The sequence below is a fragment of the Ligilactobacillus pobuzihii E100301 = KCTC 13174 genome (assembly GCF_000349725.1).
GTDB lineage: Bacteria > Bacillota > Bacilli > Lactobacillales > Lactobacillaceae > Ligilactobacillus > Ligilactobacillus pobuzihii.
In genome coordinates this window covers 40,614-61,461 of sequence record NZ_KB714690.1, presented here as the reverse complement: position 1 = coordinate 61,461, position 20,848 = coordinate 40,614, and the positions used below count along the sequence as shown (strand labels likewise).

The following is a 20,848-nucleotide window of genomic DNA, read 5'->3' as shown; positions in this document are numbered from 1 at the left end:
CCCAAAAGCACCAAAATTCTGAGATCATTTTGCAGTTCATACTGGACGTGGGTTCAAAAACTCGGAAAAATAGTTAAAATTTGTAAAGTGCTGTTTTAATAGTATTTATTTTGCCCCTGAAACTAAAATTAAAATAACAAAAAGATACAAACATTGTGAAAAAATAATTTTTCCAATTGAATACATAAGAATCAAATTAATGTAATACTTTTCAAACCTATTTGAGTAAGTCTTAATAGCACTATGACAAATACTTAATGAGTAAATAGCAAACTTACAGCAGCATTGATGGTAGAATATTTTGTGTTTTTTTCTAAAATTATGCTATCCTTGATTCAATTAAACTGGTTTATTTCAAGCCATTTTACTAGCTTTTATAGTGAAGACATAACACAAAAAGAAGGAATTTAACTATGACTAACCAATTTCCACAAGTTTTAACGATCGCTGGTTCAGATTGTGACGGTAGTGCAGGGATGCAGGCGGATATGAACACATTTCAACGTTGCGGCGTCTATGGCATGAGTGTTTTAACAGCTGCAGTAGCCGGTAACTCTTACGGGATCTTTGCGAGCCAACCAATGCCAGTTGACTTCATCAACAAACAGTTTTCTGTCTTAGCTGATGATTTTGCTATCAAAGCCTGCAAAACTGGAATGTTAACGGACGCCATCACGATCGAAACAGTTGCTCAAAATTACCAAAAATATGACTTAGGACCGCTGGTTTTAGATCCAGTCATCATTACTAAACACGGTGACATGTTGCTGCAAGAAGATGCTTACGAAACACTTAAATCACAGTTAATACCTCAAGCCACTGTCTTAACACCTAATTACTTTGAGGCCATCAAACTTACAGGCATTCAAATCGAATCAACGGATGATGCCTTAAAAGCTGCCAAAATTTTACAAACTATGGGTGCAAAAAATGTCATGGTCAAAGGTAAACACAATGACATGACGCAAGAAGAAGTAACCGACTTAGTATTATTAGAAGACGGAACTTCATTTACTTTAAGTGAACCTTTTGTCAACACGACCCACATCAATGGGACTGGTGATCTACTATCAGCCTGCATCGCTGCCGAGCTTTCAAAAGGCACCAACACTGGCGATGCTATTCGTCAGGCAAAAAAATTTGTTACCGCAGCGATCACCGAGCAATTAGATGTCGGCCATAAGTTTGGCCCTGCCAATCATTTAGTTGAATATAATTTCTAAAATTTCCTATTACATAAGTAGAAAATTTCAAAAACGTAGACAAAAAAGTCTGCGTTTTTTGTAACTTGTTCAACAGACAAGAGGAGTAGTAAAATGCTATAATAGTTCAGTATCATTAAAAATAATAAAAGTTGTTTTTTTCTTATTATCTAATGTAAGTTATTGTGTTTGATACTTATTCGCTATATAAATAGTGCAGAAACTATTTTTGCGCTTTATTCATAACATTAAATGGGAGTACTTATTTTGAAATTCTTTAAACAATCAAATTCAAATGAAGATTCAGCAAAGGCAAACAACAGATCAAGGATCCCGTCTCGATTAAACGTCTTATTTTTCATTGCGTTTCTCCTCTTTGCCTTATTGATCGGACGGTTAGTACAGTTGCAGATCGTCCAAGGCGAACGATTCCAGAGTGAGATCAACAGCGGTGACATAAAAACTGAGACACGCAACGTACAGCGTGGAATGATTTTTGACTCGGCGGGTAAACCATTAGTGGCCAATAACACAGCACGAGCGATCAGTTATTCTAAACCACTTAACGTTTATCCCAAGACTATGTATTCTGTTGCTAATGATTTAGTTAATTTGATCGACTTAGACGACGAACCAACAACTAATACCATGTTGGTCAACTATTATTTGGCCAAACATGAAGATGAAGTCAAAAAACAGATTCCAAACGTTAACTCGATCACGAATGAAAAAAAGCTAGCACGTTTAGAAGCCGATTACGTTAAAAAGCATGACCTGACGGATGGTATGTCCGATAAACAAAAGAAAGCGGCCACCATCTACAATAAAATGAACAATGCTTATTCATTATCAACGATCTACTTAAAAACTAAAGACGTTAGTGATGAAGAAATGGCCCGGATCGGTGAACATCAGTCTGAGTTACCTGGAATCAAAATCACCACTGACTGGACTAGAAGTTATCCAAATGGTGATTCGATCAAAAACGTTGCCGGAACGGTCACTTCCCAAAAACAAGGTTTGCCAAGCGAAAAAATCAATGAATTACTTGCCCAAGGATATTCACGAGACGATAATGTTGGCTCTAGTTACATTGAATCGCAATATGAAGACGTTTTGAAAGGGACCAAAGAAGCTATTAACGTGGAGACCCAAAATGGCAAGATCGTCGATCGTACTAAAGAGTATGGTGGTAAAGCCGGGGACAATGTCCAATTGACGATCAACTCTAAATTCCAAAATCACGTACAAGATATTGTAAAAAATGCAGTTAAGGAAGGGGCAGGAAACCAAAACCCACTAATGACGGGTGGTTACGCCGTTGTTATGAATCCAAATACTGGTGGGATCTATGCCTTAGCCGGCGTTGATCGCGACAATAAGACTGGTAAAATCACGACTAATTCACTCGGACCATTGAATCAGACCATGGTAATGGGTTCTGTCGTGAAAGGTGCGCATGTCATGGGTGCCATGAACCAAGGTGTTATTACTCCAGACAACAATACTTTAACTGATACGCCGATCAAGTTAGCTGGAACAGCAACGATCTCTTCAATCTTTAACAAATCCGGTAATAACAACATGACCTTATCAGCTTCTGATGCACTAGAGGTTTCTTCTAACTCATACATGATGCAGTTGACCATGAAAGAAGCCGGCTTCAAGTACAGTCCTGGTGCCGCTTTGCATATGCCTGTTTCGATTTTTGATTCTTTACGGAGCAACTTTAACCAATACGGCTTAGGTGTTAAGACCGGGGTCGACATTCCTGGTGAGGCACCAGGTTTCAAGGGTGGCTCAAGTTCAGCTGATATCGGTAAAGCCTTGAACTTGTCATTTGGTAACTACGATGCTTACACCACGATCCAAGTCGCACAATACATGTCGACCATTGCTAATGGTGGCTACCGTATGCAACCACACGTTTTACAATCGGTCCGTAGTAAAGGACAAAATGATCAGAAGTTAGGTAAAGTCAATTACGAGTTCCAGCCGAGAGTCCTGAATGTCGTTGATGGTACTAAAGATCAATGGGACGTCGTTCACCGCGGCTTATGGCAAGTAGTCCACGGTAACAACCAGTGGCGGACTGGTAAACGTTTGGAAGACTTAAAGCCAGAAGTTTCCGCTAAATCTGGTACAGCCGAAACTACAACAAACGGCTCATCAACCACAACACTGAGTGCTGCCAGCTATGCTCCATCGGATGATCCACAAGTGGTCATCGCTGTTGCCTATCCTGGTTCAGGCTCAACGAATGAAGGCTTTAACATGGAATCCGTGAAGTCGATCTACAAGGCTTTCTGGAAAGATGTTAAATCCAGTGACGAATACAAGTAAATCAAGTTAATTTTTAAGCGAGACTGGGACAAAACAATATCCCAGTCTCTTTTTTTGCTAAAAATAACCAAATTATCGCCTGTAATTTTTATAGCATAAACGCGTTTCAAAATTCTGAGTCCTCAATTTAATGCCATTTACGCCATTCCTGTCCTGCGCTTTGCTACGGCCAAAAATAGCGTAAACGACGTTACATACCGGCTTCAAAACGACTTTTGTCCCGCTCTCGTTTTTTGTATGCTGGAAAATTTTAGTAGATAATAAATGCTCACTTTTAGGGAGTGTTTTTAGCGTTTAGTGCCCGACAGATGAATGAAATGTACAACTAGAATGGTGGCGGAAATTTTACGCAAGGCATTGCGGATAAAAGTTGGGCATAGTTAGGGGTACATTTGCTCTTATGAGACTTACTTTTACAGAGTTTGCGTTACATTTCTGCTTGTGATGCATATTTCTTGAAAGTTAGTGTTACATTTCTCATTGTGAGACCTACTTTCGCAAAGTTAGGCTCACATTTGTATTTGTAAGACTTACTTCTGGAAAGTTGGTGTTGCATTTTGGTTTATGCGACTTACTTTCACAGAGTTTAAAACACATTTCGCCATGCAAGACACTCTTCTCGTAACTTGACATGACAATAGCCAGTATAAGTAATATTTCTCATACAAAAACGGCTGCCCCCCTATTTAAGAGCGACAACCGTTGGAAATTTTTATTTAATTTGACCTATTCTTGTGCGTACTTTTTAGCCAGCTCAATTGTCTTATTAACTAAGATCGACTGAGAATCCGTAACGGGATGTTTTGTATAAGGCTCGCGATCTTGGGCAAGTGACAATTCTGTACAGCCAAGTACCACTGTATCGCAATCTTTCTCCTCAAACATTTGCCGTAATATCTCGTGGTACAAGACACGATCGACGGAATTTTTCTCCTTAACATTAGCATAGATCAGCTCGTTAGTCTGTTGCTGGATCTTATCGTCTGGCAAAACAAGCTCGTAACCAGCATTTTTTATCTCATCGTCATAGATATGGTCAGCACGCGTTCCTTCTGTTGATATCAAGCCCACCCTGTGAGCGTTGGGCAAATTTTGTCCGATCCACTTGACGGCTTCACGCGGCATGTGCAAAATCGGGATATCCGTGGCTTTTGTTAATTCATCATAGAAATAATGTGCCGTGTTACATGGCAATGTGAAAAAATCTGGTTTTAGAGCGGCTTGTTGCTTAAAATCTGTCAATAAAGGCGGTAAAGGACTGGGCTTACTGTGATCTAAGATATAATCCGTCCGGTCGGGGACTGTAGCATGATTGACTAGGATGTAGTTCAAATATTCCTGGTCATTAGTTGCCGGTGTCCGTTCATTGAGTTGATGTAAGTATGTTTCAGTCGCCGAAGTCCCCATTCCACCAATGATCGTAAAGAAATGTTCCATTTGAAATCACCCCTTATTTTGTTTAAAATACTGATCAAAATTTTTGACATAATTATGGTTCATCCACTTGATCAAAGCCCAACGTTTAGGACTCATGTCCTCTGCATACTCATAAGTCGTGCCTACACGCTTGTCTTTGATCAATTTCAACGCAGCTTGTTTGTCTAAATTATTACGGGCATACTTCTTAAATGTTTTAACTGGCACCCCTAACCAAAGATGATGTTTAGAAGTGTCATCATTGCCAAAGACTACTGCTTTGTCGGCTAATTCACCCGTTACATAATCTTGGACCACATAGTCGGCCAAATTATAACCATTCAAAGTCACAAAGAAACTACTACGACCTTGACGTAAATTGATTTCAAACAGTTTAAAAGCCTGATCACGTTGATCATATTTCATATCAAAGTTAGCATAACCCGTGAAGTTAACGGCTTCCAAGAAAGTCTGGATCGTATGATAGATCTCTTCATTATACTCTGGTAAGATCGCCACGTAATTCCCGATCGCAGCTGGTGCGGGATCTTCAAGCAAAGGATGTCCGAGACACATCATTTTAACTTGGTGGTTTTGATCAACATAGGCATTTAAAACCCGCATATTGCTGTCATCACCTGGAATGAAATCTTGTAAAATAAAGTCGGATTCATAACCATTTTCATATGACAAGCGCAGGACCTTATCAAATTCTTCTCGGCTTTGGATACGGAAAGCTTTCTTACGTCCTTCAAAGTGGACGTCCAACCATTCCACACTGTTAGCGGCCTTTAAGGCAACCGGATAATCAAATGGCTGTTCAACTTCAGTTGGGGCCTGTTGCCATTGTGCCTTAGTGATGATCTTCGTCTTGGGATATGGTAAATCATATTTCTCACATATCTCATAAAAACGTTCCTTGTTGTTCAAGGTTTTCAAGAGGTCATAATCAATATATGGGCAAACGAAAACATCTGATAATTCATCTTTATGTTGCGAGATCAATTCGGCGTACCCATCGCCACAACCAATTAAAATCACTGGTTCCTGATGATCTTTGTATTGGTCCTTTAATTTTTGCATGGTCTCAAACCAGACCGGATCCTTATCGAAGCCATCGATCACCGTCAGATCAACGATTTTAGTAAAACGCGTTGGCGCTAATTGTGCGGCTGCATATGCCTTAACTGGACGGTGATATTTTTGATAAAGTGATCGTGCCATCCCGTACACGTTAAAGTCGCTTCCTAGTAAAATCGGTGTAAATTCAACTTTTCCATCTGCCATGTTCTATCTCTCCTTACTCAAATCTTCCACTATTTTAACGTCAGTTTCGTACGGTATAACTTTGCCGTTATTTTTTTGGGTGGCGTCACGTCCCTTTCCAGCTAAGACAACGAGCTCATCGGGGCAGCTTTGCTTAATAGTCTGTTTTACTGCGGTCTTCCGGTCTAAAATGATCTGAACATCTACTTTATCGTGATCGATATGCTGATCGATTTCTTCAGCGATCTTGAGCGGATCTTCAGTTGCTGGATCATCAGAAGTCAAAATCGCAACATCAGCTTCTTCATTGATAGCTTGACCTAAACCACTTCGGCGTGAAACACCCTTGTCGCCCGTACTGCCTGTCAACACCAGCAAACGTTCATTTGGGATCTGCTGTCTTAAAAAGCTCAATAATGATTTCAAGCTAGCATAGTTATGAGCATAATCCACGTAAACTGTGCCATGACCTGGAACATGAAAAACTTCCATGCGACCCGGCACACGAACTTCTGGCAAATGTTTCTTGATCTCAGCGGATATTGCCCCAGTCATTGCGGCTGAAACAATTGCGGCAACCGCGTTTTCCTGATTATAATCTCCTGGAATATCAAGTTCATATTCACCATCGATCGCTAACTGACGGCCTTTATCCGAGTAAGTGCTGATCACAATCGTACTTTCAGTTAAATCTTGTTTTGTTTCCTTGAATTCAAAATCGACTTGTGTTTCAAATGAGATCAAAGAATTCTCACGGGCATATAAATAAATGTGATCATCCATCAACGAACCTTGAGCCGCTCCATAGATCTCAGTAAAATGTTGCGACTCAGCGTTGATCAAAACATTTTTGGAATTACGTAAAAGTTGTTCTTTACAATAAAGATAATCTTCAAAAGTCGGATGTTCATTATTTCCGATATGATCGGGAGAAATATTCAAAAAGATCCCCAAATCATACGTCAGTCCATAGACCCGATTTTTCTTGAAAGCCTGTGAAGAGACTTCCATGATCAAGTGGGTCATTCCACTATCTACAGCTTCAGCCATATCATGGAACAGATCCAAAGATTCCGGCGTTGTTAAATCAGACTTAAATCGTTGTTTCGGTTTAGGGCCTACGATCCGGTCAATGGTTGAAAACAAAGCAGCATGCCCTTTCGTATGCGCAGCTTGAATACCGTGAGCAAAATACGCCGTGGTAGTCTTCCCCTTAGTTCCGGTGATCCCTGTAATAAACAACTTATTTTGCGGGAAATCATAAAAAGCTGCTCCTAAAAGTGCCATCGCTTGTTGTACGTTTGTGACAATAAATTCTGTCATACCAGTTACTTGTGCATATTTTTTTTCAGCAACATATGCCGTTGCACCCTTTTGCTTAGCTTGATTTAAATACTGCGGTTCAAAGTTTCCCTTACAAAAAAATAGTGTTTGCGGTTCCACTTTACGTGAATCATAAGTGACGTGGTCAAACTTTGTTGGTTGATTTTTCGCAATTTGTCTTTCAATTAATAAGTCATGTTCTGTTAAAAGTGTCATGATTTGAGACATTGTAAGTGCCATTCTTTAGTAATATCCCCTTTTAAACGGCTTAGCGTTTTTTATTTCGATTCAGATTGGTTTTTCGCCAGTGATCAAACTAACAGACTCATTCGCCAAAATTATAGTATGATATAAGAAAATAGTTAATAAAAAGCTGGTATTATGGCAGCTTTTCCAGATAACTACAATTGTTAATATTGTACCATAGAAACAACTAAGTTTCTGAATGAAACAACCTTGTAAAGCGCTCTAATCAGACAATTGAGCACTTTTTTAAAAAATATTGATGTTGTTTGAGCCTTTATTTAGGATATCAAAAAGCAAGAAAATAAGACGGACCCATGGCATTAACTTATGGCTCTTTTTATACCAAAATTCAGGACATGTTCACTCTGAAAAGAAGACAAATTTTGTCAAAAAGAATTGCTAGCGGCTGATCACCAAATCGAAATGATCAACGAAGATTTATTGGCAACGTTCCAAAACCATTAGTCAAAAAAATTGTCTGACTTAGACTTCTTGATTATAGTTAGCAGTGATGTGACTTTAAGCAATACTTTAAGTGTCATCGTTAAACACGGCCACTCACTACCTGTTGGGGGAATTTCGTTGATACGATCAATAATTTTGCTAAAATATACCATCCAGTCTTAGAAACTAATGCTGCCATTCAAATCATTCTTGATATGTCACGGACCGACAGCGACCAAAGACCACTACTAGTACTAACGGTATTTTTTGTCTGAATATTTGTCATTGATCGTATCAGGCTGATTTCTAATATTTTAGTTAAAAAAATAAGGTGCATCGCTATCTAAACGGTATTAAAATCGTTATAATAAAAGTGTAAGGCTTAGGTAAGTTTTTGTGGATAGAAAAGTTTTTTCGATGCGGCTGGTTTGAAGACGGCCTTTTCTAGAATAGTTGCGTAAAACGCCAAGTTATACGTAGCCCAAATTCTCATCATCTTGCATACTTCGAAATTTCTTTAGTGACTGACCCCTTCTAACTTGCCACATTCACTTGATTAAGAAAGGATGATCTTATGTATCGTAATATTTTGGTTCCCTTAGATGGTAGTTCTAACTCCAAACGTGCTCTAGATGAAGCTATCAATTTGTCTGAAAAATTTGGTTCTAAGATCTCAGTTTTATCCGTCGTTAACGAAAGTAATATGATTTTTACAACAGGATCTCCTGATATGATCTTAACTGGCCTCAAAAGCAACTCTGAAGAGATCGCTGAAAAGGGTAAAAAACAAGCCGCTGACCGCGGTGTCAGTGTCGATACCTTTGTCGAGCGTGGGATCCCTAAACGCCTCATCGCTGAAGAATTCCCCGACGAGCATGATATCGATCTGATCGTGATCGGCAAATCCGGAGCCGATGCCTTTGATCGCCTTTTGCTGGGTTCAACAACAAGTTATGTTGTGCGCAAGAGTCAAACAAAAGTTTTAGTTGTCAATGATGAAGACGATCAAGAAGAATAATTAAAATCGTAGAGTGGAACAAAAGATGTTTTGAAACAGATTTAAAACGATAATTGCATTATTTTGAATCGTAGCAAAGAAACAGGATCATTGTTACAGTCACTCTTTTGAACCACGTTTAGGGGCCGTCGATCTATTCCATTTAATTGGTTAGATCGACGGCCCCTTTTAGAATCGCACAACTAGTTATGTTCCAGCCTTGCTTTCCCTCTATTGGTTATTATTTTTTAAACTTCCGCGTACAAATTATCTTCGAGATACTCACTCACACCGATGCCAGTTTCAAATAAAATATATTCAACTTGACCGTCATAAAAAGCGATCCGCTTGGCACCCATAAATTCATCTGTGCTCAAACCACTAATATGAGTTAAATCAACGTCCCACTTCACTGCCGGTCTTAGCCCTTGTGCCACGCTGATCTTCAATTTCCCATCTTTAAACTTTAAATTCAAAAAACCAAAATAATTCTGACTTCCTTGAATGATCTGTGCATAAGTGTTCATAGTTTTCTCTCCCTTCACTATCAAGCCACCATACTTTTTCGAAAAAAACATCATATAGTTTCTTTCGTAATTATAATAACATCTGAGATTTCAGGATGCAAGAAAGCGCTTTTCATTATGTTTAGCATGATTTAAATTTAGCGAAAAAATTGTTGAACCTCAATTAAATTATTACCGCGGATTTAAACTATATTCACTGACTTTAAGTATTTGAAACTTGTCAAACTAATAGCAATACTCCATTTGATAAAGAACCTTAAAAAAGAGGCTGGGACAAAACAATGTCCCAGTCTCTTCTTTTGCTAAAAATAATCAAATTATCGCTTGTAATTTTTATAGCATAAACGCGTTTCAAAAGTCTGAATCCTCAGTGTAATGCCATTTACGCCGGCTTCAACCCACTCTCTCCATTAACTATTCTTTTTTATGGTAGATCATTACCACTAGCGAGATAAACGTCATACCACTCTTGGTTAGTCAAGTGAACGTCAGCACCAGCAACTGTGTCTTTTAGATGCTCAGGATTCATTGTTCCGGCGATCACTTGGAACTTAGCGGGATGGCGTAAGATCCAGGCAGCACCAATAGCATTCTTCGATACACCATACTTGTCAGCTAGCTTTTGCAAGGCAGCATTAACATCTGGAAAGTCAGGATTATTGATAAATGTCCCTTCGATTTGACCGTACTGGAATGGTGACCAGGCTTGAATCGTCATATCATGTAACTGAGAATATTCTAGGATGCCACCATCATGGTTTAAACTACGTGCATCAGTCATGTTAGTATGGATATCAAAATCAACTGGGCCAGTGTGCATGACACTAAACTGCAACTGATTGATCAGCAATTTTTGACTAACTGCAGATTGTAACAAAGCCACTTGCCCCGGGTTCATGTTAGAAACCCCAAAATGGCGGACCTTGCCGGAACTTTGTAAGTCATCGAAAGCAGCAGCAACTTCAGCTGGGTCCATCAAAGCATCCGGGCGATGCAATAAGAAACTATCTAAATGGTCAACGCCCATCCGTTGTAAGATACCATCGACTGATTCTAACAAATGCTTCTTCGAAAAATCGTAGCGTGTGGTCTTATAACCACGATCTGGATTATTGTAAATACCACCCTTGGATTGGATGTAGAAGTCATCGGCAGTTAGAGAAGACTTCTTCAAAGCTTGACCGAAAACTTCTTCTGCTTTACCGTTGCCATATATATCAGCGGAATCAATAAAGTTGATGCCTAATTTTTGGGCCGTTTCTAAAACTTTGACTGCTTCATCAACACTCAAAGAGTCCATACGCATGATTCCTAAAATGATCTCTGAACCTGTAAAACCTGTACCGCCAATTTTTACTTCTTTCATTCTATGAGATCCTCCCTTTTAGATCGGAGTCTATAAAAATACCCCAACACTTTTATTTAACTACAAGTATAAAACTTTTAAACTAAACTGTTCAAGTTACTCGCAAAATCAAGTTCAAAATGAAAAAGTCTAAACATCTGTATAATGGAGGCTCGTTTTAAATAATTAACCAGAAGTTTTATCCGATGAAACAATAACCGAAGCTTTTTTACTAGATATCTGTCCGGTTTCAAGTTTGTAAATAATACTTTAACTCACTTGTATCTTCATTTTGCTTTGTGAATACAACTTTCCCATAGTTAGCTGTGCATTCTTTGTTGTACCACTTACTTACATAGACTTTGCTTCACATGTCTAATTGTAACACTAATTTTTACTAACTTAGCACCACATTCCTGTTTATAGCACCAACTTCTACTAACTTGGCACCACATTTTCATTGACCGAGCCTGTTTATCATTTCAGTGCTTGACAACTTATCGACCTTTTTCTATACTTAAGTCAATTAATAATCAGAAAGGACGAAGGGGAATGCAAAAGTCAGTTACTAACAACAATTTGAACATGGCTTGGCAAAGCCGGCACGCAAGGTCGTAATTCCTATGACGGATACGATCTGGCAAACAGTTTGTATCCGTGCCGACTTCTTTTTCGTTTGTCAAAGTCTGCATGGTCTAACATAGCAGGCTTTGGCGCCACCTTAAGGGTAAACCAGAGTGTGCTGGTTTGCCCTTATTTTTTTGTCAAATTTACCTAAGCTATGAATCGGAGTGAATAAATATGAAAAGAATGCTGACGTTTATCGGCGCCATCTTAGTTTTTTTAGGATTCGCCTTAGTAACTCAACCAGCACAAAATGAAAATACTAAATTGACCCAACAAAAAACGATCAAGGTCGGGATCTTACAAATGGTCAGTCACCCTGCTTTAAACCAGATCCACCAAGGCATCATCAGTGGTTTGAAAGATGAGGGCTTTAAAGAAAGCAAAAACATCAAAGTTGAATTCCAAAACGCCCAAGGTGATCAAAGTAACATGAAAACTATGGCACAACAACTAGCCGATCGCGATGACATCTTATTCGGGATCGCAACCCCAGCGGCTCAGGCACTAGTAAATTCTGCTGATAAATCAACGCCGATCATGATGGCGGGGATCAGTGACCCCGCTGGCAGTGGTTTAGTCAAATCCGAAAAACATCCTGGTGGAAACGTGACAGGTTCTTCCGGTGATTCACCTTTAGATAAACAGCTGCAATTGATCCGAGACGTCATGCCTCAAGCAAAAAAAATCGGTGTGATCTACACCTCTTCTGACGCTGGCGGTCAGAGTAACGCTAAGAAGTTTGCTAAACTCGTTAAAAAAGCTGGCTTGCAACCAAAAATGTACACCATCGCCAATACTAATGACATGCAACAGATCAGCCAACAAATGTCCAACAATGTCGATGCGATCTATGCACCCCAAGACAACGGTGTGGCTTCATCCATGAAAACATTAGTTAATAACGCAAATCAAGCAGGCAAACCTGTTTTTCCCGCTTCCGACACTATGGTCACTGACGGCGGAACTGCATCTTACGCGATCGACCAACATGACTTGGGACGTTTGGCGGGACGCATGGCTGGAAAAGTTTTGAAGGGTAAAAAGCCAGCGGAATATCCAGTCGGCTTTGTCGTTAAAGGCACATACGTCATCAACCAAGAACAAATTGATAAGCTACACATTCAAGTACCAGACAAGATCATGCAACAAGCACAAAAAAATGGGAAGGTGATCAAATGAGTTTAATAACATCTAGTATCGGACAGGGTCTACTCTGGGCCATTTTAGGAGTCGCCTTATTTCTGACATTCCGGATCTTAGACTTTCCTGACATGACGGTTGAAGGAACTTTTCCGCTCGGCGCTGCCGTAACTGTTACTGCCATTACACATGGCGCTTCACCTGCAATGGCTACACTTTACGGTTTCCTAGCCGGCGGTGTAGGTGGCTTGATCACTGGTCTGTTATACACCAAAGGCAAGATTCCGATCTTACTAGCCGGAATCTTAGTCATGACTGCTTGTTTATCCGTTAATTTGCGCGTCATGGGTGGTTCTAACGTTTCTTTGATCGGCAAAACTACCTTTTTTTCGGCTGACTTTTTTCAAACTCTGCCCAAGTATTTTGATAGCATCATTATCGGTGGGATCACCATTATTTTCATTACCGTTTTAGTGATGTTGTTTTTAGAAACTGATCTTGGCCAAGCTTTCATTGTGACTGGGGATAACCGGATGATGGCACGTTCACAGGGAATCAACACCGACAACATGACGATCTTAGGCCTGACAATATCTAACGGTTTAGTTGGGTTGTGTGGCGCTTTGATCTCACAAAGCAATGGTTATGCTGACGCCAACATGGGGATCGGGATCATCGTAGTCGCTTTAGCTTCGATCATTATCGGCGAAGTGGTTTTTGGTGAGCTGACCTTAAACCAGCGCTTAATTGCCGTTACGCTGGGTAGTATCATCTATCGTTTCGTCTTGTTGTTGGTCTTACAACTCGGTTTTTCAACCAACGACTTGAATTTGATCTCAGCGATCATCTTAGCCTTTAGTATGATGTTACCTAACTTACGCAGCTCGTTGCACTTAAATGGTATTTTACGAAAGGGGCTTGGCACAAATGACAAACAGTAAGCAAGTAGTCCTAGAATTAAGGAATGTCTCCACAATCGTAAACCGCAATACACCCAACCAAACGAAGATCTTAAAGGGACTGAATTTAACAGTTTACCCCGGAGATTTTATTACTGTCATTGGGTCAAATGGTGCCGGTAAATCCACCTTGTTCAATACGATCTCGGGTGATATCTCGCCAGATGCAGGCCAAGTCTTACACTATGGTCAAGACATCAGCCACGACTCAGTTGAAAAACGGACGAAATTTTTAAGTCGAGTTTTCCAAGATCCCAAGATGGGTACCGCTCCAAGAATGTCAGTTGCTGAAAACCTCTTATTAGCTGCCAAACGTGGCAAAAGACGTGGTCTACGCTTCCGTAATTTGCGCAGCAATAAAGAACATTTTCAAAAACTAGCAACTAGTATGGGTAACGGCTTAGCTCAACGATTAGACACACCGACCGAAAACTTATCCGGCGGACAACGCCAAGCCTTAAGCTTTTTAATGGCCACCTTAAATCGCCCAGATATTTTATTATTGGATGAACATACCGCAGCACTCGACCCGAAAACCAGTGCAGGCTTGATGGAGCAAACTAGTCAAACCGTAGCTGAGCAAAAACTGACTTGTTTAATGATCACCCATCACATGGAAGATGCCTTAAAATACGGTAACCGTCTGTTGGTACTACACGATGGACAGATCACCTTAGATGTCAGAGACGCTGACAAGGATAAAATGACGATCCAACAGATCATGGAACTTTTCGTCGATTAGCCAAAATTTATGAAAAGCTTATTCTTTTACAAAAGAACTTTCTTTCGTTACCATAAATTCGTACAAGTTATAAATTTATGAAAGGAAGCGATATTTATGGATACTGCAGAATTCTGGCAATCTTTCCAAGACACTTTACCAGCCCTAGTTAAGGGTGTGGTATTAATACTCATTGCCTGGCTAGTTGCCGCACTAGTCAAAAATATTGTTACCAAGGGATTTAAGAAGATCAAGTTGGACGAACGATTAGTTAAATGGAAAATGTTTAACAGCACAGAACAAGCTGATAGTTTACTAGATTCACTTGGAAAAATTTTCTATTACTTGATTTGGTTGTTATTCTTACCAGGGATCTTTACAACATTCGGACTTAATTCCATCGCATCACCGATCTCAGACATGATGAATTATGTCTTACAATATTTGCCTAACATCCTATTGGCAGCCGTGATCTTAACGATCGGTATACTCGTAGCTAAACTCGTTAAAAACTTAGTCTACAATTTGTCAAGCACATTGAAAGTCGACCATTACGTTGACAAGTTCGTTGGCACTAGTGAAAAAGATGAAAAGAAGGATTCGATCGCAAGTGCTTTAGCAATGATCTGCTACTTGTTAGTCTTAATACCGATCGCGATCGTCGCTTTAGAGGCACTGAAGATCTCAACGATCACTGAACCGATCGTCACTGTTTTGAACAGTATTTTGAGCGCTATTCCTAATATCTTAGTCGCTGCGATCTTACTAACAGTCGGGATCGTAATTGCCAAGGTTGCTGGCAACTTGATCACTAGTTTGTTAGAAAACACTGGAATCGATAAGATGGCCGCTAACCTTTACCCAACAGACAAGGCACCTAGCACACCGCTTTCCAAGATCATTGGACAGGTCGTGGCCGTAGTTGTTGGCTTGTTCTTCGTAGTTGAAGCATTAGGTGCTTTGAACCTTAAAGTCTTAGACCATGTTGGTGAAGCAATCATTGGTTACTTACCAAACTTATTATTCGCAGTGATCATCTTAGGACTCGGTTTCTTTGGTGGCCAATTTGTTGGCAAGATGTTGACAAACGCTACTAAAAACAAGTGGCTCGGGATCATTGTGCAAGTAGTCTTTGGCGTCTTTGCAGTTTTCATGGCATTAGACCAATTAGACTTCGCAAACAATATCGTAAATACAGCTTTCTTATTTATTGTTGGTGGCTTAGCAGTCGCATTCGCCGTAGCCTTTGGTTTAGGTGGCCGCGATTTCGCACATCATCAATTAGAAAAATTAGATAAAAAATTAGATGATGAAAATAACGATAAAAAAGAATAATTGATTTTGAGTATCGATAGGTTTTGACATTATATCCTGCTTTCAAACGCTATGATGATGCAGTTGAGCAGGCACAGAAATCTGTCTTACCTAGCTCGGATAGGATAAACTCGTTTAAAGCAAATACTCAAAAAGCGCTAAATGAAACCAGCAACTATTTTCTAAACAGAGGATCGTTGTTGGTTTTTTTGTGGCGAACTATAAATTCAAGCATAAGAGTAAGACAAAAGATATTTTGAAAGACGTTTAAAGGCCGTCGATTTAACCCATGTAATGGGATAGATCGACGGCCTTTTAGGATTGAACAGCTAGTTATGTCCCAGTTCCTTATACCTTATTTTTTATTTTGTTTCTTAGGCTGACTTTGAGAATGCCCGTTTAATTGCTGTCCGACTTCTTTCAAATAAGCAGTCAACTCATCCTTGATCTCTGGATTGTGTAATCCAAATCGGATCATTGTCTTCAAGTAGCCAAATTTGTTACCTACATCAAAACGTTCACCAGTAAACTCGTGGGCAAATACACGTTGCGTCAAGTTTAAACGATCAATAGCATCTGTCAATTGGATCTCATTACCTTTACCAGGTTTTTGTGTTTGTAACAGATCAAAAATCTCAGGTGTTAATAAATAGCGACCAATGATCGCCAAATTTGACGGCGCATCTTTCGGATCAGGCTTTTCAACAAATTGTTCAACATCATAAAGTCCCTGAGATAACTCCGAAATTGGTTTAATGATCCCATAATCTTTAGTCTCTTCATCTGGAACATGCATTACCGCTAAGGTCGAAGCATGTGTCTTATCATAACGATCGATCAATTGCTTAGTCAATGGCACCTTGTCATGCATCAGGTCATCACCTAACATGACAACAAACGGTTCGTTATCGATAAAATCACGTGCTTGTAAAATCGCATCGCCCAAACCATTAGGATGCGGCTGGCGAATGAAAAATAAATTGATATTAGTCGTTTCTTGAACAAGTTGCAATAAATGCGACTTGCCCTTTTCCTTCAAATTAGCTTCCAGTTCTGGATTCGAATCGAAATGGTTTTCAATTGGTTGTTTGCCTTTCCCAGTAACGATCAGAATATCTTCGATGCCCGAATCGATAGCCTCTTTAACGATAAATTCAATCGTTGGCTTATCAATTATCGGTAACATTTCTTTCGGGATCGCCTTTGTTGCGGGCAAGAAACGTGTCCCAAGTCCAGCAGCAGGAATAACTGCTTTACGTACTTTCATACAAAAACCCCTTTCTATCAAGAGAACAAAGAAAAACAGGAGAACTAGGCAATACTTTTGCATTAACGTTTTCTGCGATTGAATATCACCGTAGACTAAGCCCCATATCTGAGTCTTAAAGCTCAAATACAAGTCATTAAATTCTCCAGTTAACTCCAGTGTAACGCATCACAAGTTATAGGTTAAGTTTGAAGGACTTGTTAAATTAAAAAAGCATCGGTGAAAGCAGAAACATATTTGGCATAAAACTGTACATTACTTTTAGCTTACTTACGTACGCTTGTTTTTAAACTTTCGTAAAGATCTATACATTACTACTTGAGCCAACCTTTGTCAGAAACTTAGAAAAAAGACAGTAGTTTTTCCAACTGAGAATAACTACCGTCACTTTGCGTATTTGATTATTTTCGCTAACAACCAAGACATCAACCAATAACCCAAGCAAAGTCCCACTGCATTTGCCAAAACATCATTGATATCGATCCAGCGTGAAGTTAATTTTAGATTATCCAAAACCAGTTGCATAATTTCAATAAATAACCCAAGAGCCAGTCCTGAACAAAGAACGTTTCCAACACTTAATGGATGTTTTTTTAGTAAAGCAATAAAGATACCAAATGGAAATGTTATTAAAATATTTAAATAAAAGTCAAGATGCAGTGTTTCGACAAATGGCAGGTAAATAAACGGTGCATTACCTACGTATATATAAGGAACGGGATTACTTTCAGGTATCACTAATGGCAGTGTCGGGGCAAAACATAAAATACAAACAACTAGCAGGTATACGATAAACGCCAGCCAAATAAAATTGCGAACTGATTTTTTACTGAGGTTCAAAATAAATAATTCTCTCTTTCCGTTATTTATTAAAGTAGTCAAATCGCGTGAAACAAAAATTTGCACTTATACAACTAATACAACGACCTGACAATACTATTTCACCGCTCTTTTTCTACTAAATTATCGATCGTGTTTAGTCAACACATTGCAAGAAAACACGAGTCGATGTTAAAATCTGCGAGAACTCACCTTCTAAACAGCTTTCTTTGTTCTTTTTTAATATTCTTTTTTCCAAATTCACTTCATTTCAGCTGCGTTTATTATACAATAACCAACTAAAAAAACTAAAGTCATCTATTGCCAGTGACTTTAGCTTCATTCAAACTAATATTCTTCTTTCTTTTCCGGTGCAAGCACAAAATGACTGATATAAGGTTGCGAATTTTCATTATAGTTAAATTGATTGATCTGATTATCAGAAGATGTATTCCAATCAAAGAAATCAATGTCTGAATGCCACACATTTAACATCAAGTACTGCAAGTTTTTACGAGGCACATGCAACATTAAACTGTACTTTAGTCCCACTGGAATATCATAATTATTTTCCCATTTTTGCATGATAGCTTCCAATATTTTTTGTTGTTTTGTACCTAACGTAAAATACCGAAACTCATAGTAGCCATCCCAACTTGGTTGGCCGATCTCATGTTGCGTGACATAGTTTAAGCCCGAACCAAACACAGTTTTTTGATTAGATTTATCCAATAACATAAATTTATCTTCATCTATCACAGATTCCAAAAGTTTCAAGTCTCTGTCGGGATATTTCTTTTGTTTAGCACGTAAAACGTCTTCTGGTCCCAGTGCCAAACTGATTTTTTCAACTGCCATCACGATCACCCCTCTTATCCATAAATCTTTACAGCACCATTATAACATTTTCACGAATAAATTAAATTGAATCGAGGGCTGCCGTTTATATCCTTTGTCAAATTGCCTTCAGTGCTCCATTTGCCATAAGCGTAATTTTAAGGAGCCAGGAGCGATTCTAAAAGATTGAAGCCTTACTACTGTAACAACGATCGTGTTATTCTGATCCTTCTCCTTCGCTTTGCTACGTCCCAAAATAATGCAATCGTCATTACAAACCAGCTTCAAAACATCTTTTGTCTCACTACCGTTTAAAAATTATTTGTCTGGCAAAAATAACTTGGGTGCCCGAACTGCCAACAACCATACGATAACCATCGATGCCAGTGTCTCTGGTATCATATATGTTGCATTATAAATCGTGGAATAGGCGAAAACTGACTGGCCTTTTGGCGTATATTCGGCATAAAAAACAATGCCGGAGATCACGTTATTAAGATAGGCCATAAAACCACCCAATAAACTTGCGGCTAGAGTATAACCAAAGATCTTAACCTGATTTCTTTCTTGTAATGCCCCTTGCAAAGGTTTAGCAAAGAAACCCGCAAAGCCAACAGTCCCAAAACTCAAAACATAGTCAAAGATAACTTGTAGTGGGTTTAGAAAATAACCACCAAACATTAATTGCACGACCCCGCAGATAGCGCCAGCAGTACAAGCCCAAATTGGCCCACGGCGCAGGGCTAAGAAAATTAGTGGCAATAAGACAAGCGAAACGCTACCACCTTGAGGCATACGGAAAATAACTATGTAGCTTAAAACGATGGATAAGGCCGACATGATCGCTGTTTCGGTCAAAAGGCGGGTAGAATTTTTGGTTTGTGACATAATGGATCCTCCTAAAATATTATATAAAACATGAAAAACTCACTTGAAAACAACATTCACAGACTTTAGATCTCACTGTATTTGTGCTAACTTTCTTTACGGCAAACCCGCAAATAAAAACATTTGAAAAATTGCTAAAGCTATAACGGCAACTAGATAATTCCACCACGAGATCTTGATCACTGAATAATGTGTTCGTGGCTTATTTTCGGCAAAACCATGGGAAGTCATTGCTTCCGCTAAGTTCTCTGACCACTTCAAAGCTGCCAAAATGCTTTTGAATAATAATTGTATAAAAAACAATCTCAAAATAAACTACATCTATAAAATTGCTATCAATGTCAGCAAGATCACATCCCGTAAATGCCAAGCATTCTTCTTTCTTTCGTGCATAGTTCTCTCTCCTAACTTAAATCGACAACTGAAGGACCACTCAACCGAATTTCAAGTGTACACGAAAAAAACATGATTTTTAAAAGATCTATCGTAATTTCAGCAATAAAAAAATCTCCTTCAGCTTAAGCCAAAAGAGACTATTATTATCACTAACATTCGCAATTTGCGACCAGATAAAAACTGACTCCCTTCGCCGGTATTGACCGTATCAGGTTCAATGGGTGTTTTCTCAGCCTAATGGCACCCCAGATGTCTTATTTAATTAAAGTAACTAATAATGATGATATACCTAGTTTATAATAAAAGCAATAGAAAACGATTTAAATACGATAAAAGGCTAATTGAGCGAAAAAGTAGTTAATTGGCCCTAAGTACGGCTAACTTCGGGCCAAATATAACTCATTCGGCCCAACATCGACTTGAGGTGGGGCCATTTAGCATTTAATCGGACCCAAGTTCAGCAAATGTTGGTCCAATTACCCTCTAAATCGAGCACGCAACTAACTAATCCACCTTTAATCATGCCAAACTAGTGAGAGCCTCGCTCAACTTCTATCCGGTCAAAAGCCTCATGGACCACTAAAAACTAATTTTTAAAACTGTGGAGCGGGGCAGGAATCGTCCCACCACGCTGGATCATCGCATCCGATGAAGCCTGGTTAACGCCCATGATCGGTGCATGTCCCAATAATCCACCAAACTCGATAGTATCGCCGACGCCTTTGCCTGGCACCGGAATTACACGTACTGCGGTTGTTTTGTTATTGATCA

18 protein-coding genes and 1 riboswitch are annotated in these 20,848 nt (G+C 39.2%); of the genes, 7 read left to right on the top strand and 11 right to left on the bottom strand.

Annotation, left to right across the window (positions count from 1 at the left end; translation table 11 throughout):
* Positions 1 to 413: 413 nt before the first annotated feature.
* Positions 414 to 1,223, top strand: a complete 810-nt coding sequence (gene thiD, locus LACPOB_RS0103775) for a bifunctional hydroxymethylpyrimidine kinase/phosphomethylpyrimidine kinase (RefSeq protein ID WP_017867498.1) — start codon at positions 414 to 416, stop codon at positions 1,221 to 1,223.
* A 246-nt stretch (positions 1,224 to 1,469) separates the two neighbouring features.
* Entirely contained in the window at positions 1,470 to 3,545 is a 2,076-nt protein-coding gene (locus tag LACPOB_RS0103770) for a peptidoglycan D,D-transpeptidase FtsI family protein (protein WP_017867497.1), read from the top strand.
* A 726-nt stretch (positions 3,546 to 4,271) separates the two neighbouring features.
* On the opposite strand, the gene LACPOB_RS0103765 is transcribed toward LACPOB_RS0103770, so the two are convergent.
* Genes LACPOB_RS0103765 through LACPOB_RS0103755 form a run of 3 tightly spaced genes read right to left on the bottom strand, consistent with a single transcriptional unit; the run spans position 4,272 to position 7,790 of the window.
* On the bottom strand, positions 4,272 to 4,982 hold the full coding sequence (locus LACPOB_RS0103765; protein ID WP_017867496.1) for an aspartate/glutamate racemase family protein: 711 nt from the start codon (positions 4,980 to 4,982) through the stop codon (positions 4,272 to 4,274).
* Between the two features lie 6 nt (positions 4,983 to 4,988).
* Positions 4,989 to 6,248, bottom strand: a complete 1,260-nt coding sequence (locus tag LACPOB_RS0103760) for a carboxylate--amine ligase (RefSeq protein ID WP_017867495.1) — start codon at positions 6,246 to 6,248, stop codon at positions 4,989 to 4,991.
* Between the two features lie 3 nt (positions 6,249 to 6,251).
* Complete coding sequence (locus LACPOB_RS0103755; protein WP_017867494.1) at positions 6,252 to 7,790, bottom strand: UDP-N-acetylmuramoyl-L-alanyl-D-glutamate--2,6-diaminopimelate ligase; 1,539 nt, start codon at positions 7,788 to 7,790, stop codon at positions 6,252 to 6,254.
* 1,024 nt (positions 7,791 to 8,814) lie between these two features.
* Here LACPOB_RS0103755 and LACPOB_RS0103750 point away from each other — a divergent pair.
* The gene (locus LACPOB_RS0103750) at positions 8,815 to 9,258 is read left to right on the top strand and encodes a universal stress protein (protein WP_017867493.1); all 444 of its coding nucleotides are present in this window, start codon (positions 8,815 to 8,817) and stop codon (positions 9,256 to 9,258) included.
* 227 nt (positions 9,259 to 9,485) lie between these two features.
* On the opposite strand, the gene LACPOB_RS0103745 is transcribed toward LACPOB_RS0103750, so the two are convergent.
* Complete coding sequence (locus LACPOB_RS0103745) at positions 9,486 to 9,782, bottom strand: hypothetical protein (RefSeq protein ID WP_225429664.1); 297 nt, start codon at positions 9,780 to 9,782, stop codon at positions 9,486 to 9,488.
* Between the two features lie 406 nt (positions 9,783 to 10,188).
* Complete coding sequence (locus LACPOB_RS0103740; RefSeq protein WP_017867491.1) at positions 10,189 to 11,130, bottom strand: aldo/keto reductase; 942 nt, start codon at positions 11,128 to 11,130, stop codon at positions 10,189 to 10,191.
* A 780-nt stretch (positions 11,131 to 11,910) separates the two neighbouring features.
* Here LACPOB_RS0103740 and trpX point away from each other — a divergent pair.
* The 4 genes from trpX (at position 11,911) to LACPOB_RS0103720 (ending at position 15,891) form a co-directional block, all read left to right on the top strand.
* Entirely contained in the window at positions 11,911 to 12,915 is a 1,005-nt protein-coding gene (trpX, locus tag LACPOB_RS0103735; RefSeq protein ID WP_017867490.1) for a tryptophan ABC transporter substrate-binding protein, read from the top strand.
* The gene (locus LACPOB_RS0103730) at positions 12,912 to 13,817 is read left to right on the top strand and encodes an ABC transporter permease (protein WP_017867489.1); all 906 of its coding nucleotides are present in this window, start codon (positions 12,912 to 12,914) and stop codon (positions 13,815 to 13,817) included. The genes trpX and LACPOB_RS0103730 overlap by 4 nt, the downstream gene beginning before the upstream one ends.
* Positions 13,804 to 14,577: an ABC transporter ATP-binding protein gene (locus LACPOB_RS0103725; protein ID WP_017867488.1), complete on the top strand. Its 774-nt coding sequence runs from the start codon at positions 13,804 to 13,806 to the stop codon at positions 14,575 to 14,577. The genes LACPOB_RS0103730 and LACPOB_RS0103725 overlap by 14 nt, the downstream gene beginning before the upstream one ends.
* A gap of 96 nt (positions 14,578 to 14,673) precedes the next feature.
* Positions 14,674 to 15,891: a mechanosensitive ion channel gene (locus LACPOB_RS0103720; RefSeq protein WP_017867487.1), complete on the top strand. Its 1,218-nt coding sequence runs from the start codon at positions 14,674 to 14,676 to the stop codon at positions 15,889 to 15,891.
* Between the two features lie 334 nt (positions 15,892 to 16,225).
* Here the strand turns inward: LACPOB_RS0103720 and galU are convergent, their stop codons facing one another.
* From galU to LACPOB_RS12425, 6 genes are all read right to left on the bottom strand, one after another.
* A complete protein-coding gene (gene galU, locus LACPOB_RS0103715) occupies positions 16,226 to 17,137 on the bottom strand; it encodes a UTP--glucose-1-phosphate uridylyltransferase GalU (protein ID WP_017867486.1) in 912 nt (303 codons plus the stop codon).
* A 384-nt stretch (positions 17,138 to 17,521) separates the two neighbouring features.
* A complete protein-coding gene (locus LACPOB_RS0103710) occupies positions 17,522 to 17,977 on the bottom strand; it encodes a VanZ family protein (RefSeq protein WP_017867485.1) in 456 nt (151 codons plus the stop codon).
* Between the two features lie 327 nt (positions 17,978 to 18,304).
* Positions 18,305 to 18,814 (bottom strand): hypothetical protein, encoded by a 510-nt coding sequence (locus tag LACPOB_RS0103705; protein WP_017867484.1) that lies wholly within the window; start codon positions 18,812 to 18,814, stop codon positions 18,305 to 18,307.
* Positions 18,815 to 19,111: 297 nt separating this feature from the next.
* The gene (gene thiT, locus LACPOB_RS0103700; protein ID WP_017867483.1) at positions 19,112 to 19,681 is read right to left on the bottom strand and encodes an energy-coupled thiamine transporter ThiT; all 570 of its coding nucleotides are present in this window, start codon (positions 19,679 to 19,681) and stop codon (positions 19,112 to 19,114) included.
* Between the two features lie 96 nt (positions 19,682 to 19,777).
* The gene (locus LACPOB_RS0103695) at positions 19,778 to 19,990 is read right to left on the bottom strand and encodes an energy-coupling factor transporter transmembrane component T family protein (RefSeq protein WP_017867482.1); all 213 of its coding nucleotides are present in this window, start codon (positions 19,988 to 19,990) and stop codon (positions 19,778 to 19,780) included.
* A 254-nt stretch (positions 19,991 to 20,244) separates the two neighbouring features.
* A riboswitch (TPP riboswitch) is annotated at positions 20,245 to 20,335 on the bottom strand.
* Positions 20,336 to 20,663: 328 nt separating this feature from the next.
* Positions 20,664 to 20,848: DUF711 family protein (locus LACPOB_RS12425; protein ID WP_017867481.1), on the bottom strand; the 185-nt coding region annotated here is incomplete at its 5' end.